The following is a 13,925-nucleotide window of genomic DNA, read 5'->3' as shown; positions in this document are numbered from 1 at the left end:
GGAGACATCGGCATGACTGAGGCTTCCCCCAGCCGCATCCTGATCGTCGAAGACGAACCCAAGATCGCCCGCCTGATCGGCGACTACCTTACCGGCAGCGGCTACATGCCACACCACCTAGACCATGGCGATGAGGTCATGCCCTGGCTCAACGATCAGCAGCCCGACCTGGTACTGCTTGACCTGATGCTGCCCGGCACCGACGGCCTGGTGCTGTGCCGCCAGATCCGCGACCGCTGGCCGCAGCTGCCGGTGATCATGCTGACCGCCCGCGTCGAGGAGGTCGACCGCCTGCTGGGCCTCGAGCTCGGCGCCGACGACTACATCTGCAAGCCCTTCAGCCCTCGCGAAGTGGTCGCCCGCATCAAGGCGGTGCTGCGGCGCAGCCAGGCCCTGCCGCAGGACAGACCCGGCGCACCCGGAACTCAAGGTGCACTAGTGCTCAACGAGGATGGCTGGCAGGCGCTGGCCGACGGCCAGGACCTGGCACTGACCGCCGTCGAATACAAGCTCCTCAAGGTGATGATGGATGCCCAGGGGCGCATCTTCTCCCGTGACCAGCTGATGGATCACATGTATCGCGACCATCGCATCGTGTCCGAGCGCACCGTGGATTCCCACATCAAGAAGCTCAGGAAGAAGATTGCTGGTGTCTGGCCCGAGCGTGAGGTGATCCGCTCGATCTATGGCGTGGGTTACAAGTACGAGCCCGAGCCCTTGGACTGAAACTAGGCTTGACACCCAAGCGCTGAAACCAGCAACTGACGTACAGCAGTCAGAACCGGGGCACCATCATGCTGATTTGCGCCTTGATCGCTGCACAACGGCGCCACAATGCCGGCGGATACTCTTCTTATCCGCGGTCGATCGTCGGCCCGGAACGCCAAGCATCAAGACAGGAGTGTCCGCATGAACCATTTCAAACGCCACCTGCTCGCTATCAGCCTGGTCTCAAGCCTCGCCCTGCCGCTGACCGCCATGGCCGGCATGCCATCGAATACGCTCAAAGAGATGGGCCCGCATCAGGGGCCGCGCCTGGAAATGATGGCAGAGCTCGACCTGACCGATGAGCAGCGCAATGCCCTGCAGGAAACACGTCAAACCTTCCGGCAAGAGCATCAGGCACTGCGCGAGCAAGAACGCACCGCCATCGACGACATCCTCACCGAGGAGCAGCGCGCCAGCCTGTCGGCAACCCTTGAGCGGCATCACGGTGCAGCGCGCCATGATCAGCGCCAGGCGCGTCAGCAAGTAAGGCTTGATGCACTGCTCGACAGCTGGTCACTAAGCGATGAAGATCGCGCTACGCTGAACGACGCACGCCAGGCCTTGATGGACAAGATGCGTGCCCTGCACGATGCGACATACGACAGCCGCGAGGAAAAGCGTGCCGCCGTCGAGGCCCTGCGCCAGGAACATCAAGCGGCGCTGGCCGACGTACTCAACGAAGCACAGCGTCACGCTCTGGTCGTATTCATGATGCCCCACCACGACAAACTCTCGCGCGACCACCTTGGTGGCGAAGGGGGTGAGCATCGTCATGAGCGGCATGGTGAACACAAAGGCAGCTACCAGGGAGAACCCCGGCAGACCGCCGAGGCCAACGGCAACGGCTGATCCTCGCTAGCAGTCGACAGGTGCAAACCGGCCCGATACCACCACGCTCGACGTTTGGATGCTGATATTGATGCCCGGCCCCTTGCCGGGCATCGCACATCTGACCAACTCACCTCAGAACCAACCTCAGAACCAGGCCGCGACTTCGAAATGTCTTTCCCGCGCCTGGCCCAGCCCCACCCTCACGTTTCAGCCCACCTCCTGCCCCTTCCTGGATCCCAGCACTGCAAGGCCCCCACTCCCGCCGACACCGTGTCTGTGGCCACATGGCGCCTTGCTCTTATCACGCAAGCACCACGCAAGGATCAGGCGCCATTTCCCAAGCCAATCGCCGTCAACGGTTGAAGGTTAATTCAGAAGCCTGTATTTTATTTGAACGGTCAATCAATAAAAAGCCGTCATGGCATGTCACCATCACCATGGCGAAAACAGCTCAGAACGCGCCCCGCCTCATCCGCGGTGTGCGATGCGTCACGTTTATCGTTATTTTATTGATTGGTCGTTCAATCAAAATAAATGAAGCACCTTCTTCAACGACACAAGGGAGTCTGCCCACTATGGCGCAAGACATGAAAGCCACCGAACGACGAGATCGCCTCAACCCCGTCGTCTTTATGGGGTCAGCAGCCGGCATCCTGCTGTTCCTGATCTTCACCATGACCTTCACCGAAAAAGCCGGCGCCATCTTCAATGCGGGCCTGGCATGGATCAACGATACCTTCGGCTGGTATTACATGCTGGCCGCCGTGGCCTATCTGGTCTTCGTGGTAGTCATCGGCTTTTCACGGGCCGGCTCGATCCGCCTGGGCCCTGACCACTCGCGCCCGGAATTTTCGCTGGTCTCCTGGGCATCCATGCTGTTCGCCGCGGGCATCGGCATCGATCTGCTGTTCTTCTGCGTAGCCGAGCCGCTGTCGCACTATCTCACGCCGCCCGACCTGGCGCCCGAGAGTGCCGCTGCCTTACGTCAAGCCGTTCCCCAGACCTTCTTCCACTGGGGCCTGACCGGCTGGGGCATGTATGTGCTGATGGGCATGGCACTGGCCTACTTCAGCTATCGCCATCGCCTACCGCTGGCCATCCGCAGCGCGCTCTATCCGCTGCTCGGCAACCGCATCAATGGTCCGATCGGTAACGCGGTCGACATCACCGCCGTGATTTCCACGGTATTCGGTATCGCCACCAGCCTCGGCATCGGCGTCATCCAGCTCAACTACGGCCTGACCTTCCTGTTCGACGTGCCGGAGAGCCTGACCACCCAGATCATTCTGATCGTGCTGGTCGTGATCCTCGCCACCATCTCCGTGGTAACCGGCGTCGAGAAGGGTATCCGTCGCCTGTCCGAGTTCAACATGCTGTTGGCCACTGCGCTGCTGCTGTTCGTGCTCTTCCAGGGCCAGACCCTGCACTTGCTCGACGCGCTGGTGCTGAATGCCGGTGACTACCTGAGTGGCTTCCTTGCCAAGAGCTTCGACACCTACGCCTTTGCCGGCGAAGATGCCCAGCAGTGGATGGGCTGGTGGACGATCTTCTTCTGGGGCTGGTGGATCGCCTGGACGCCGTTCGTCGGCCTGTTCCTGGCACGCATCTCCCGCGGTCGTACCATCCGTGAATTCGTCACCGGTGCCCTCCTGATCCCGCTCGGCTTCATGATGGCCTGGATGTCGATCTTCGGTAACAGCGGTATCGATATGGTCGCCAACCAGGGGCTGGTGGAACTCGGTCAACAGGCCTTGAACAGCCCACAGACCACCATCTATACCTTCCTCGAGCAGTATCCGTACATCGGCATCACCGCCTCGGTGGTCACCGTGCTGGGCGTGGTGTTCTTCGTCACCTCCGCCGACTCCGGCGCTCTGGTGCTGGCGAACTTCACCACCATCCTGTCGGACGTGAACCACGATGCGCCGATCCGCCTGCGTATCTTCTGGTCCGCGGTCATCGGCCTGATCACCATCGCCCTGCTGATGGCCGGCGGTCTCGATGCACTGCAGAGTGCCGTGGTGATCACCGCCCTGCCCTTCTCTCTGGTGATCTTCGCCATCATGGCCGGCCTGACCCGCGCCCTGCGTCTGGAGACCCACAAGGCCGACGCCCGCCAGCAGGTTGGCAGTGGCGCCGTTCAGGGCGACTGGCGCGAGCGCCTCGACCGGGCACTGGACACCTCGAACCGGGCTGGTACCGCGGCAACCATTGAGCACGCCATTCGTCCGGCGCTGACTCAGCTCGCCGAGGAGCTCAAGAGCCGTGGCCAGGCCGCTTACGTCAGCGAGACTCAGATCGATGGCGAACCGCTGCCACGTGTGACCCTGCAGGTCGACCTCGAAGAAGCACCGAGCTTTGTCTACGAGGTTCGCTCCCAGCGCCTGCGCACGCCGAGCTTCCTCCAGGTGGACGACGACTACTACCTGCGCCTGGACGTCTATCTGGCCGAAGGTGCCCTGGGACAGGATCTCAACGGCTGCACCCGCAATCAGGTAGTGCATGACGTGCTCGCCGAGTACGAGCGCCACCTGCAGTTCCTGAGCACGGCCGGAGAAGCCGGTGCTGTGCCGGCAATGCCGGGCTCGATCGGCGACATGGAGACCATGCCCAGCGCCAATTAAGGCGCCAGCGCAAGCACGGCATGATCCTCCGGGGCCCTGCGTCATGAACCTCGAGCCCCAGAACGCCAAACGGCGACTCTACGGAGTCGCCGTTTTTTTGGTTAGCGCTGCGCGGCTGAACTAGCCACCACAGGCGGATCACTCGCTCCAGCGACCCTCAGGAATCCGGCAGACCCCGTTGCTCGCGCTGCTCGGCCGTCAGCAGGTCCTGCAGGGCATTGTGCAACCGCAGCCGCTCCTCAAGCATGGCCCCGTGCAGCTCGGCCAGCCGCTGGTTCAGGGTCCGGGCCTGGTCGGGATCAGGGCGAGGATCCTGCAGCAGTAAACTCAGGTCCAGACGCAATTCGGCCATTTCCTCCATGCGCGCGAACTGGGCGCTGCGATGCGCGCGCAGCAGCTCGCGAACCTGTTTCACCTGCTCGGCGCTCAAACCATCGAAGAAGATGCCCCCCGGCATGCCAGACATCATACCGGGACCCATACCAAGCCCCGGCCCCATGTCATCCATCATGTCGCCATGCCGGCCGCCATAGTAACCGCCGTCTTGGTCACCTTGACGACCGCCCATCATGCCGGGCCCCATGCCATAGCCTTCGCCATGACCTTCGCGATGACCTTGGCGATACCCTTGACCATAACCTCCGCCCATCATGCCGTGGTGCACGCCCTCTGTCCCATCATCTCGCACACCCTCTCCCCCGCCATGACCAAACGCACTGCCCACGCCCAGCGCCACTACAAGTACTGGTGCTGATGCAAGTGCCAGCAGGCAGGGCGTCCAGCGGCGCCGCTCTTGTCGTTTCATGATCGCCTCTCCTGCGGGCCCAAGACGTGGCCCGGCTGTCACCGCTCGAATGGGCCCCATGATGCGCCCGCTACTACAAGGATAGCCGCGCTGCCTAACGCAGCCATGACGTGCATCAAGGCTTGGCCTGAGAAGGAGGCGTAGGTGGCCTGACGACCCTGACCGTCTGTAGCAGCACTTGCCAGACATATGGTTCAGCCACAGAAAAAGGGGCGCGACCGATGTCGCGCCCCTTTCTCTTTAGCTGCACCTGTGCGCCAAGATCGGCAACGAGGGCAGCCGGGTCTCCTGGCCCGGCGCATGGCCTCAGAAGAAGCCCAGCGGGTTGATATCGTAGCTGACCAGCAGGTTCTTGGTCTGCTGATAGTGCTCGAGCGCCATCTTGTGAGTCTCACGGCCGACACCGGACTTCTTGTAGCCACCGAAGGCGGCATGGGCCGGGTACTGGTGATAGCAGTTGGTCCACACCCGCCCGGCCTGAATGCCGCGGCCCATGCGGAAGGCCACATTCATGTCGCGGCTCCACACCCCGGCGCCAAGGCCAAACTCGGTGTCGTTGGCGATCGCCAGCGCCTCTTCTTCGTCCTTGAAAGTGGTCACTGCCACCACCGGGCCAAAGATCTCCTCCTGGAAGACCCGCATCTTGTTGTGGCCCTTGAGCAGGGTCGGTTGGATGTAGAAGCCCTTGTCGAACGCCGCTTCGACATGCTCCACATGGCCACCGGTCAGGAACTCGGCGCCTTCTTCGCGGGCCACCTCCATGTAGGAGAGGATCTTGTCGAACTGTTCCTTGGAGGCCTGAGCGCCCACCTGAACCTCGGTGTCCAGCGGGTTACCGCGCTTGATGGATAGGGTACGTTCCATGACCTTCGCCATGAAGTCGTCGTACATGCTCTCCTGAATCAGCGCCCGAGAGGGGCAGGTGCAGACCTCGCCCTGATTGAAGAAGGCCAGCACCAGCCCTTCCACCGCCTTGTCGATAAAGGCGGGTTCGGCATTCATGATGTCGGCAAAGTAGATGTTCGGCGACTTGCCGCCGAGCTCAACGGTGGAGGGAATGATGTTCTCGGCGGCGCACTTTAGGATATGCGAGCCAACCGGAGTGGAGCCGGTAAAGGCGATCTTGGCGATGCGCTTGCTGCTGGCCAGCGCCTGACCGGCCTCGGCGCCGTAGCCGTTGACGACATTGACCACGCCTGGCGGCAACAGGTCGTGGATCAACTCCATCACCTTGAGGATCGAGGCCGGCGTCTGTTCGGCCGATTTGAGCACCACGCAATTACCGGCGGCCAGCGCCGGAGCCAGCTTCCAGGTGGCCATCAGGATCGGGAAGTTCCAGGGAATGATCTGCCCCACCACCCCCAGCGGCTCGTGGAAATGGTAGGAAACGGTGTTGTTGTCGATATCCGCAGCGGTGCCTTCCTGGGCGCGGATGCAGCCAGCGAAGTAGCGGAAGTGATCCACCGCCAGCGGCAAATCGGCGTTGAGGGTCTCGCGCACCGCCTTGCCGTTGTCCCAGGTCTCGGCCACGGCCAGAGCCTCTAGATTCTGCTCGATGCGATCAGCGATCTTCAGAAGAATGTTGCTTCGCTCGGCCGCCGAGCTACGCCCCCAGGCCGGGGCCGCACGGTGAGCGGCATCCAGCGCCAGATCGATGTCCTCGGCCGTGGAGCGCGGGATCTGGCAGAACACCTCGCCATTCACCGGGCTGACATTATCGAAATACTGCCCCTTGATAGGGGCAACGAACTCGCCGTCGATGAAGTTGCCGTAGCGCTCGGCAAACGATACCAGCGCATCGGCGCTACCGGGGTTGGCATAGATCATGGCGTGACTCCTGAATTGACTATTATCGTTATGGACGAATCATCGTTATGGACGGATCGTGAATACCGTACTCTCAGTGTTGGCCAGTTATGCCGGGCGCGACATACATCGATGGCAGGAGACGCCCTCCTCCTTCGGTAGGAGGCGAGGCGCTACCGCCAAGAACGCGAGTAACACTCCCCCTAACCCGCATAAAAAAAGGCGCGATTCGCATCGCGCCTTGCCGTGGTCTAGCGGGCGGCTCAGGTCGTCATGTCGAGTACCACGCGACCCTCTATCTGGCCCTCGATCATGCGCTGGAAGACATCGTTGATGTTCTCCAGTTTGTCGGTGCTCACCGTCGCCTTGACCTTGCCGTCACCGGCGAAGTCCAGCGACTCCTGAAGATCCAGACGACTGCCGACGATAGAGCCCCGAATGGTGATGCCATTGAGCACGGTATCGAAGATGGGCAGTGGGAAATCCCCTGGCGGCAATCCATTCAGCACCAGCGTGCCGCCGCGCCTCAGCATGCCCTGGGCCTGACCGAAGGCCTTGGGTGAAACCGCCGTCACCAGCGCGCCATGGGCACCGCCAATCTCGCGTTTGAGGAAAGCGGCCGGGTCGGTTTGCAGCGCATTGACCGTTACCGTGGCACCCAGCCGCTGCGCCAATGCCAGCTTGCCGTCATCGATATCGACGGCCGCCACGTTGAGTCCCATGGCCTTGGCATATTGCACGGCCATATGACCCAGACCGCCGATCCCGGAGATCACCACCCACTGGCCGGGGCGTGTGTCGGTCATCTTCAGCCCCTTGTAGACCGTGACGCCGGCGCACAGCACCGGGGCGATCTCGATAAAGCCAATGTTATCGGGTAGGCGTCCGACATAGCCAGCATCCGCCAGGGTGTAGTCGGCAAAACCGCCGTTGACCGAGTAGCCGGTATTCTGCTGCGATTCACATAGCGTTTCCCAGCCGCCCAGGCAGTGCTCGCAACAACCGCAGGCGGAGTACAGCCAAGGCACCCCAACACGGTCCCCTTCCTTGACGTGCGTGACCCCCTCGCCCACCGCCACAACATGGCCCACGCCCTCGTGACCGGGAATGAAGGGGGGCTCAGGCTTGACCGGCCAGTCACCATGAGCGGCGTGCAGATCGGTATGGCAGACACCCGACGCCGCCACCTTGACCAGGATTTCTCCCCGTTTGGGCCGAGGCGTCTGGACCTCCTCGATGGTCAGCGGTTCGCCAAACTGGCGTACCACGGCGGCTCTCATCGTTGCTTCCATGTCGAATCTCCTTTTTTATCGGCCGCGAGAGTGATGTCGTTGTAGCGGCGCACTCTCCAGTCTTGGTCAGCGAGACCTTCTGCGACATACTCTGATAGCAGGAGACGACCTCCTTCTTCGGTAGGAGACGAGACGATTCCACGAGGTATTGCCCATGTACACCCTGATGGTCGCCGATGACCATCCGCTTTTTCGCGAGGCCATCGGCGCGGTGATCGCCTCCGGACTACCCGACAGCTTGCTGCTGGAGGCCGATAGCCTGGAAGGCGCCCTGCTAAAGGCGGAGGAACACGAGGAAGTCGACTTGGTTCTGCTTGATCTTGGCCTACCAGACGCCGAAGGGCTCTCGGGTCTAAGGCAAATACGCGAGCGGCGCCCCGACTTGCCGGTCGCGATTATCTCCGCCGATCAGGACCGACGCACCATCCTCGACGCCCTGGACCTGGGCGCGGTGGGCTACATCACCAAATCGACGCCGCGCCCAGACCTGCTTGCCGCCCTGACACGCATTCTGGAGGGGCAGCTTTACCTGCCCCCAGACATCATGCGTCGTCCCCCGTCCGAGGCTCAGCGGACACCGCCTGTAGACGAGGACATCAGGCGGCGCCTCTCCGAGCTCACCGGCAAGCAACTGGAGGTGCTGATCCGCCTGACCCACGGCGCCTCCAACAAGGTGATCGCCCGTGAACTGGATATTGCCGAGACCACGGTGAAGACCCATGTCTCGGCGATTCTGCGCAAGCTCGGAGTGACTGGGCGGGTCCAGGCGATCCTCGCCGCCGGCTCGGTTGACCTCGACGCCCTGCTGACCGAGCGGCACGAACCCTCACGTTGAGCCGTCGCCCAACAAGCCGACCAGCTGCATGCGCAACCGCAGCGGTTTCAGGGGTTTGAGCAGACATCCGTAGCCCAGCTGGCGGGCCAAGCTCTTGATCGCCGCGTCGTGATTGGCGGTGATCATCACCACGGGCAAGCCGGGCTGGCGACGCCGAAGGTGCGCGGCCACGGCCAGTCCATCGGGGTTCGACGCGTCCAGGTGATAGTCGACCAACAGCACGTCTGCGGTCTCAATGGCCGCCTGAGTGTCCAGGTCGGCCTCCAGGGCAGCCAGGGAGATCGCGGTCCTTACCCGGCACCCCCACCCTTCCAGCAGCGCCGCCATTCCCTCGCAGATTCCGGGGTCATTGTCGATGACCCATACCCGCATGCCCGACAGGACGTCACTCTGCGAGGAAGACGCCGCGGTCGAGGGGCGCGTCGGTGACGCCGGTAGCCGCCCATAGGGCACCCGCACCGAGAAGAGCGAACCGCGCCCCGGCTGAGAGGCCAGTCGTAGCGGATGATCCAGCATGGAGGCGATCCGATCGACGATAGCCAACCCCAGACCCAGCCCGCGATCCTGGGCATCGTGTCCACTCTCGGCACGCTGGAATTCGACGAAGATCGCCTCGCGTTGTGACTCGGCGATACCGGCTCCGGTATCGCCCACCAGGATCTCCAACCCTTCCGGGCGGCGCCTACAGCCCAGCAGCAGATGGCCCTGGCGGGTGTAGCGAATCGCATTGGTCAGGAAGTTGCGCACCACTCGTGCCAGCAACGCCAAATCCGACTCGATGACAGCGCTGGTGCCGACGTAATGCAGCGTCAGCCCCCGTGACGCGGCGATCTGACGGTACTCCTCGGCCATCACGTCAAGCAGATCGGCGGCGCGGAAGGCGGCGACATCCGGCTTCAGCACTCCGGCATCTAACCGTGAGATGTCGACCAGGGTGCCCAACAGGGCCTCGACGTCCTGCAGCGAACGGCCGATATTGCCCACCAGCCGCTGGGAGGCCTCTGGCACCGCCTGCTCGCCAAGGGCACTGGTGAATAGACGCGCGGCATTCAGCGGCTGCATGAGATCATGGCTGACCGCCGCGAGGAACTTGGTCTTGGAGAGATTCGCCGCTTCCGCCTCACGCTTGGACTCGCGCAAGCGCTGCTCGGCCTCGACCCGCACCGCAATCTCGTCGCGCAGCTGGAGATTGACCTGGCCCAACTCATCTAGAGTGCGGTGCAGGGTTTCGGTGCGTTCACGCACCTGCTCGGCCAGTAGCACCGCATGCTCGAAGGCGGCATAGGGCGCGCCACCGGCGGCCCCGCTGGACTCCACCCGCTCGATCAGCGCGCTACAGACCTTGCGCAGGCGCGCATTCTCCTCGGCTAGCGCCCGCTCACGCGGCGTGGCGGCCTCAAGCGCCTCGGGCTCCTCCGGGTCGCCCAATGACAACCCCCGTGAAGGTCTGGTTGACGTGCATGCCATGGTGCTGCTCCCCGTAGGTATTGAAGCCAATCACCCGCTGTTCACGCAGCCTTTGCGAGGCCAAGGCGGTCTGGTCGAGCATTTCGATCTCGAGCCGACGCAGGAAGCAGTCGCAACCGATGATCAACTGCGGCTTACCCAAGCGCTCCTGCAAGGCGGCAAACACCGCATCCAGGTCCTCGAGAATCGGCGCCGGCTGCATGGCGGTGAGCACGATGCCGTGTTCCACCGCGCAGTAGAAGGTCAGGCTGCCGTCGGCGTTGACCCGCTGGATCGAGCGTACGTAGTGGGCATCGCCGATCCGGACCGCCAAGGGCACGCGGGCGAAAACCTGCTCGTCGAGAGCCTCGACGGCACACCCGACTAATCGTGCGTATTCCTCGGCGGCCGGGGCGGCATTGAGCTCCATGACCTGACGACGCTCATGATCGGCGCGGGTCACCACCAGCTTCTCGCGTCGCGGCCGAAGATGGTGGGTGGTGAAGACTTCGAACGGCAGCCTGGTGTTGATCATTACCACCACTGCCGCCTGACTGTGGAATTGCCCTTGGTAGAAGACGTAGGTATGCGCCAGGCGATTGTCGTCCCCAGCGGAGCCGCCAAAGCTCGGGATACTGCCCAGCGCTGCGTCCAGGCTCGCCAGCACCTGCTCCTCGCTGCTGGACAGCCCATCGAGCAGCGTCAGCGCAAAGCAGTGCCCGCCGACTGGCGCCAAGGCCTGGCGCCGGCAGTCATCCAGCAAATTAGCCGTCAAGCGCTGGGCGCCAATCAGGTCGAAGCCTTCGAGGTCGCTGATCAGCGCCTGCGATACCGAAAAATGGCGCTGATCGAAGCCGATCGCCACGATGCAGCCCCGCCCGTAGCCCAGAGGTGTGATCTCACCGGCGGTGGTACAGCCGACCATGGCCACCGCGCCGAAGGCCTCATCCAGTGCCCGCCCCAGAGCGCCGAGATCATACTCCGCGCTGCAAAAGAACAGCACGCAACCCAGTTGCGGATGACAGAGGGCCGCCGCCAGTTCCCCGGCGACGGCACACGGATCATCGGCCTCACTGTAGGCGACCCGCAGAGGTTCATCTTTGGCGGGCCGGGGGCGCGCCTCGGCAACAGAGCTAGGCACTTCGGACATGGCAGGCACTCGTCGGTCAATAATACACCGAGTGTATGCCGCGCCTGGCCAGGCTCACAACGCGAAAACTCGCCCAGCATGGCGCGCCTCATGCACGGTGATGGGGCAACAGGCGGGCCAGCCGCGCCATTATGGTCACCTCACCGTGCAGCCAGGGGGCCAGCAAGCGCGTGGAGAGCGGAATGAAGAGGAACACCATCACCGGAGTCAGTATCAGGGTACTGACCAGCACCCGCGGCACCAGCGGCAGACCGGCCAGCAATTGCCCAAACAACAGCTGAAACATCAGCGAGACCGGGAAGAAAGCCAGCCAGATCGCCACCGCCTGCTTCCAGCGCGGCGGGGTATTGCCCTGAGCATCCTGGAACCAGCGATCAATCCCGGTGGCCCGGTATTCCTGGGGCGCTTCATAGAGCCCCTCACCACGGCCAAGCCAGGCGCGGCGCGATGCAGAATGCTCCCAAGCGCGCATGGTCTCGGCATCCTCGAATCGGAAGATGATCTGATATTCATCGTCGCCATGGGGAGGCGCCAGCACCCCGGAGCCCAGGTAGCCTGGGTAATCGCAGGCCAGTTCGCGGCCCTCGTCGAGCCAGGCGGTGAAATCACGGTAACGGCCGCGAGCCACGCGGCGCGCCACCATCAGGGTGACGGGTTCGGTAGACATGGGTTATCTCCTGATACGCGGCTGCCCGGGTAGGGTATGCCGACATGAGCTCGGGCCCGGTAAGGCCCTACGCCCTTGAAGATGCAAAAGGTATACCCGAATGCCAAGCACTGCCACGGGCCCGGACGCATTCGTCCCGTTTTCCGTCAGGCTTTCTACTAGGTCTACCAGGTCAGCCACGCCAGAACAGCGGCGTCAGCAGCACCAGTACGGTAAGGATTTCCAGGCGCCCCATCAGCATACCCAGGCACAGCAGCCATTTGGCGGTATCCGGCAGGGACGCGAAGTTACCCGATGGGCCGATGATGTCGCCAAGCCCCGGCCCGACGTTGGCCACCGCCGTCGCCGCCCCGGAGAGCGCCGTCACCAGATCCAGGCCCAGCAGGGAAAGCCCCAGCGCCAGCCCGGCGATAGTCAGGAAGAAGAAGAACGAGAAGGCGACCACGCCGCGGGTGATGTCATCGGTCAGCACCTGGCCATTGTAGCGGGAGCCGAAGACGCCGCTGGCATGGGTCAGGAAGCGCAGCTGGTTGCGCAGCATCACGCTTGCCACCTGAAAGCGAAAGATCTTGAGCCCGCCGCTGGTCGAGCCGCTGCAGCCGCCGACGAAGGTCAGGTAGAAGAAGGCCACCACGGCGAGCGGCCCCCACTGGGTATAATCATCCGAGGCATAGCCGGTGGTAGTGACCACCGAAATCACGTTGAAGGCTACCTGGGTCAGGGATTCGAAGAGCGGCGCGCCCACCCACACTCGCCAGGCGGTCAGCATCAGGATGACGATGGCCAGAAAGCCCAGCAGGCCTCGCACCTGCTGATCCCGCCACATCGCCATGGGCATGCCACGCAAGGCGCGAATATAGAGCACGAACGGCAGCGCCCCGCACAGCATGAACAGGCTTCCCATCCACAGCAGCAGCGGTTGGTCGGCATAGGCTCCGAAGGACGCATCGGAGTTAGCAAAGCCGCCGGTGGACATCGACGACATGGCATGGACCACCGCATCCACCGGCAACATGCCCCCCAGCCAGTAACTGACCACGGCCAGCAGGGTAAAACCGCAGTAGATACCCAGCGTCGCCTTGGCGATGCCACCGGTGCGCGGCATGACTTTCTCCGACCAGTCGGAAGACTCGGTGTGAAACAGCCGCATACCACCGACCTTGAGGAAAGGCAGGATGGCGATGCCCATCACGATGATGCCGATGCCACCAAGCCACTGCATGATGCCGCGCCACAGCTTGAGACCATCGGAGAGCCCCTCGATACCCACCAGCACCGTCGAGCCCGTGGTGGTGATGGCCGAGACCGACTCGAAGACCGCGTTGGTAAAGCTCAGCTGTGGCGCCCCCAGCACCAGCGGCAGACTCGCCAGACCGCTGATAGAGGCCCAGCTCAGGGTCGTCACCACGAACATCTGCCAGGTCTTGAGAGCCACCTGGGTGTGCCGGGTCGCCAGGCCCGTCACCGCCACAATGGCAAGCACGATGCCGATCGACAGCGCAAAGGCCTCGGCGTCAGGGTCCTGCTCGAACAGCAGCACCACCCAAGGCACCGTCATGAAGGCGGCCAACACCAGCCACAGCACCGCCATGACCTTAAATACCGGCGCCCAACCCCGCCCCCACTGGCGAATCCTTTCGGTCACGCTCGCCATCATGGACATGACGTTTTTCACCTCCTTATGAATCACCGGGCGATATA

Annotated in this window: 11 protein-coding genes; 4 read left to right on the top strand and 7 right to left on the bottom strand. The window is 63.0% G+C overall.

Annotated elements, in window-relative coordinates:
- Positions 1–12 precede the first annotated feature (12 nt).
- The 3 genes from BCL93_RS06275 (at position 13) to betT (ending at position 4,223) form a co-directional block, all read left to right on the top strand.
- Positions 13–726, top strand: a complete 714-nt coding sequence (locus tag BCL93_RS06275) for a response regulator (RefSeq protein WP_112054235.1) — start codon at positions 13–15, stop codon at positions 724–726.
- Between the two features lie 183 nt (positions 727–909).
- Complete coding sequence (locus BCL93_RS06270) at positions 910–1,617, top strand: Spy/CpxP family protein refolding chaperone (protein WP_112054234.1); 708 nt, start codon at positions 910–912, stop codon at positions 1,615–1,617.
- A gap of 569 nt (positions 1,618–2,186) precedes the next feature.
- On the top strand, positions 2,187–4,223 hold the full coding sequence (betT, locus tag BCL93_RS06265) for a choline BCCT transporter BetT (protein ID WP_181463043.1): 2,037 nt from the start codon (positions 2,187–2,189) through the stop codon (positions 4,221–4,223).
- A 157-nt stretch (positions 4,224–4,380) separates the two neighbouring features.
- Here the strand turns inward: betT and BCL93_RS06260 are convergent, their stop codons facing one another.
- The 3 genes from BCL93_RS06260 to adhP form a co-directional block, all read right to left on the bottom strand.
- Positions 4,381–5,028 carry a periplasmic heavy metal sensor gene (locus BCL93_RS06260; RefSeq protein ID WP_181463042.1) on the bottom strand — a complete coding sequence of 216 codons (648 nt, stop codon included), beginning with the start codon at positions 5,026–5,028 and terminating at the stop codon, positions 4,381–4,383.
- Positions 5,029–5,334: 306 nt separating this feature from the next.
- Entirely contained in the window at positions 5,335–6,855 is a 1,521-nt protein-coding gene (gene exaC, locus BCL93_RS06255; RefSeq protein WP_112054231.1) for an acetaldehyde dehydrogenase ExaC, read from the bottom strand.
- A gap of 242 nt (positions 6,856–7,097) precedes the next feature.
- Positions 7,098–8,126: an alcohol dehydrogenase AdhP gene (adhP, locus tag BCL93_RS06250; protein ID WP_181463041.1), complete on the bottom strand. Its 1,029-nt coding sequence runs from the start codon at positions 8,124–8,126 to the stop codon at positions 7,098–7,100.
- Between the two features lie 154 nt (positions 8,127–8,280).
- Here adhP and BCL93_RS06245 point away from each other — a divergent pair, with 154 nt between their 5' ends.
- Positions 8,281–8,961, top strand: a complete 681-nt coding sequence (locus BCL93_RS06245; RefSeq protein ID WP_112054230.1) for a response regulator — start codon at positions 8,281–8,283, stop codon at positions 8,959–8,961.
- Here the strand turns inward: BCL93_RS06245 and BCL93_RS06240 are convergent.
- The 4 genes from BCL93_RS06240 to BCL93_RS06225 all read right to left on the bottom strand — a co-directional run bounded on the left by BCL93_RS06240 (position 8,953) and on the right by BCL93_RS06225 (position 13,878).
- Positions 8,953–10,428, bottom strand: a complete 1,476-nt coding sequence (locus tag BCL93_RS06240) for a hybrid sensor histidine kinase/response regulator (RefSeq protein ID WP_112054229.1) — start codon at positions 10,426–10,428, stop codon at positions 8,953–8,955. The genes BCL93_RS06245 and BCL93_RS06240 overlap by 9 nt on opposite strands.
- On the bottom strand, positions 10,358–11,557 hold the full coding sequence (gene nosP / locus BCL93_RS06235) for a nitric oxide-sensing protein NosP (RefSeq protein WP_112054228.1): 1,200 nt from the start codon (positions 11,555–11,557) through the stop codon (positions 10,358–10,360). The genes BCL93_RS06240 and nosP overlap by 71 nt, the downstream gene beginning before the upstream one ends.
- Before the next feature lie 88 nt (positions 11,558–11,645).
- Entirely contained in the window at positions 11,646–12,224 is a 579-nt protein-coding gene (locus tag BCL93_RS06230; protein WP_181463040.1) for an antibiotic biosynthesis monooxygenase, read from the bottom strand.
- 172 nt (positions 12,225–12,396) lie between these two features.
- Positions 12,397–13,878 (bottom strand): TrkH family potassium uptake protein, encoded by a 1,482-nt coding sequence (locus BCL93_RS06225; protein WP_112054384.1) that lies wholly within the window; start codon positions 13,876–13,878, stop codon positions 12,397–12,399.
- Positions 13,879–13,925 lie beyond the last annotated feature (47 nt).

Source organism: Onishia taeanensis (assembly GCF_003268885.1).
Taxonomy (GTDB): domain Bacteria; phylum Pseudomonadota; class Gammaproteobacteria; order Pseudomonadales; family Halomonadaceae; genus Onishia; species Onishia taeanensis_A.
This window is presented reverse-complemented; position numbering and strand designations above follow the sequence as displayed.

Excerpts from the sequence above, each read along its gene's own strand:
- betT (WP_181463043.1), top strand. The coding sequence starts at position 2,187 with ATGAAAGCCACCGAACGACGAGATCGCCTCAACCCCGTCGTCTTTATG.
- BCL93_RS06275 (WP_112054235.1), top strand. The coding sequence starts at position 13 with ATGACTGAGGCTTCCCCCAGCCGCATCCTGATCGTCGAAGACGAACCC.
- BCL93_RS06240 (WP_112054229.1), bottom strand. The coding sequence starts at position 10,428 with ATGGCATGCACGTCAACCAGACCTTCACGGGGGTTGTCATTGGGCGAC.
- nosP (WP_112054228.1), bottom strand. The coding sequence starts at position 11,557 with ATGTCCGAAGTGCCTAGCTCTGTTGCCGAGGCGCGCCCCCGGCCCGCC.
- BCL93_RS06245 (WP_112054230.1), top strand. The coding sequence starts at position 8,281 with ATGTACACCCTGATGGTCGCCGATGACCATCCGCTTTTTCGCGAGGCC.
- BCL93_RS06260 (WP_181463042.1), bottom strand. The coding sequence starts at position 5,028 with ATGAAACGACAAGAGCGGCGCCGCTGGACGCCCTGCCTGCTGGCACTT.
- adhP (WP_181463041.1), bottom strand. The coding sequence starts at position 8,126 with ATGGAAGCAACGATGAGAGCCGCCGTGGTACGCCAGTTTGGCGAACCG.
- BCL93_RS06225 (WP_112054384.1), bottom strand. The coding sequence starts at position 13,878 with ATGGCGAGCGTGACCGAAAGGATTCGCCAGTGGGGGCGGGGTTGGGCG.
- BCL93_RS06230 (WP_181463040.1), bottom strand. The coding sequence starts at position 12,224 with ATGTCTACCGAACCCGTCACCCTGATGGTGGCGCGCCGCGTGGCTCGC.
- BCL93_RS06270 (WP_112054234.1), top strand. The coding sequence starts at position 910 with ATGAACCATTTCAAACGCCACCTGCTCGCTATCAGCCTGGTCTCAAGC.
- exaC (WP_112054231.1), bottom strand. The coding sequence starts at position 6,855 with ATGATCTATGCCAACCCCGGTAGCGCCGATGCGCTGGTATCGTTTGCC.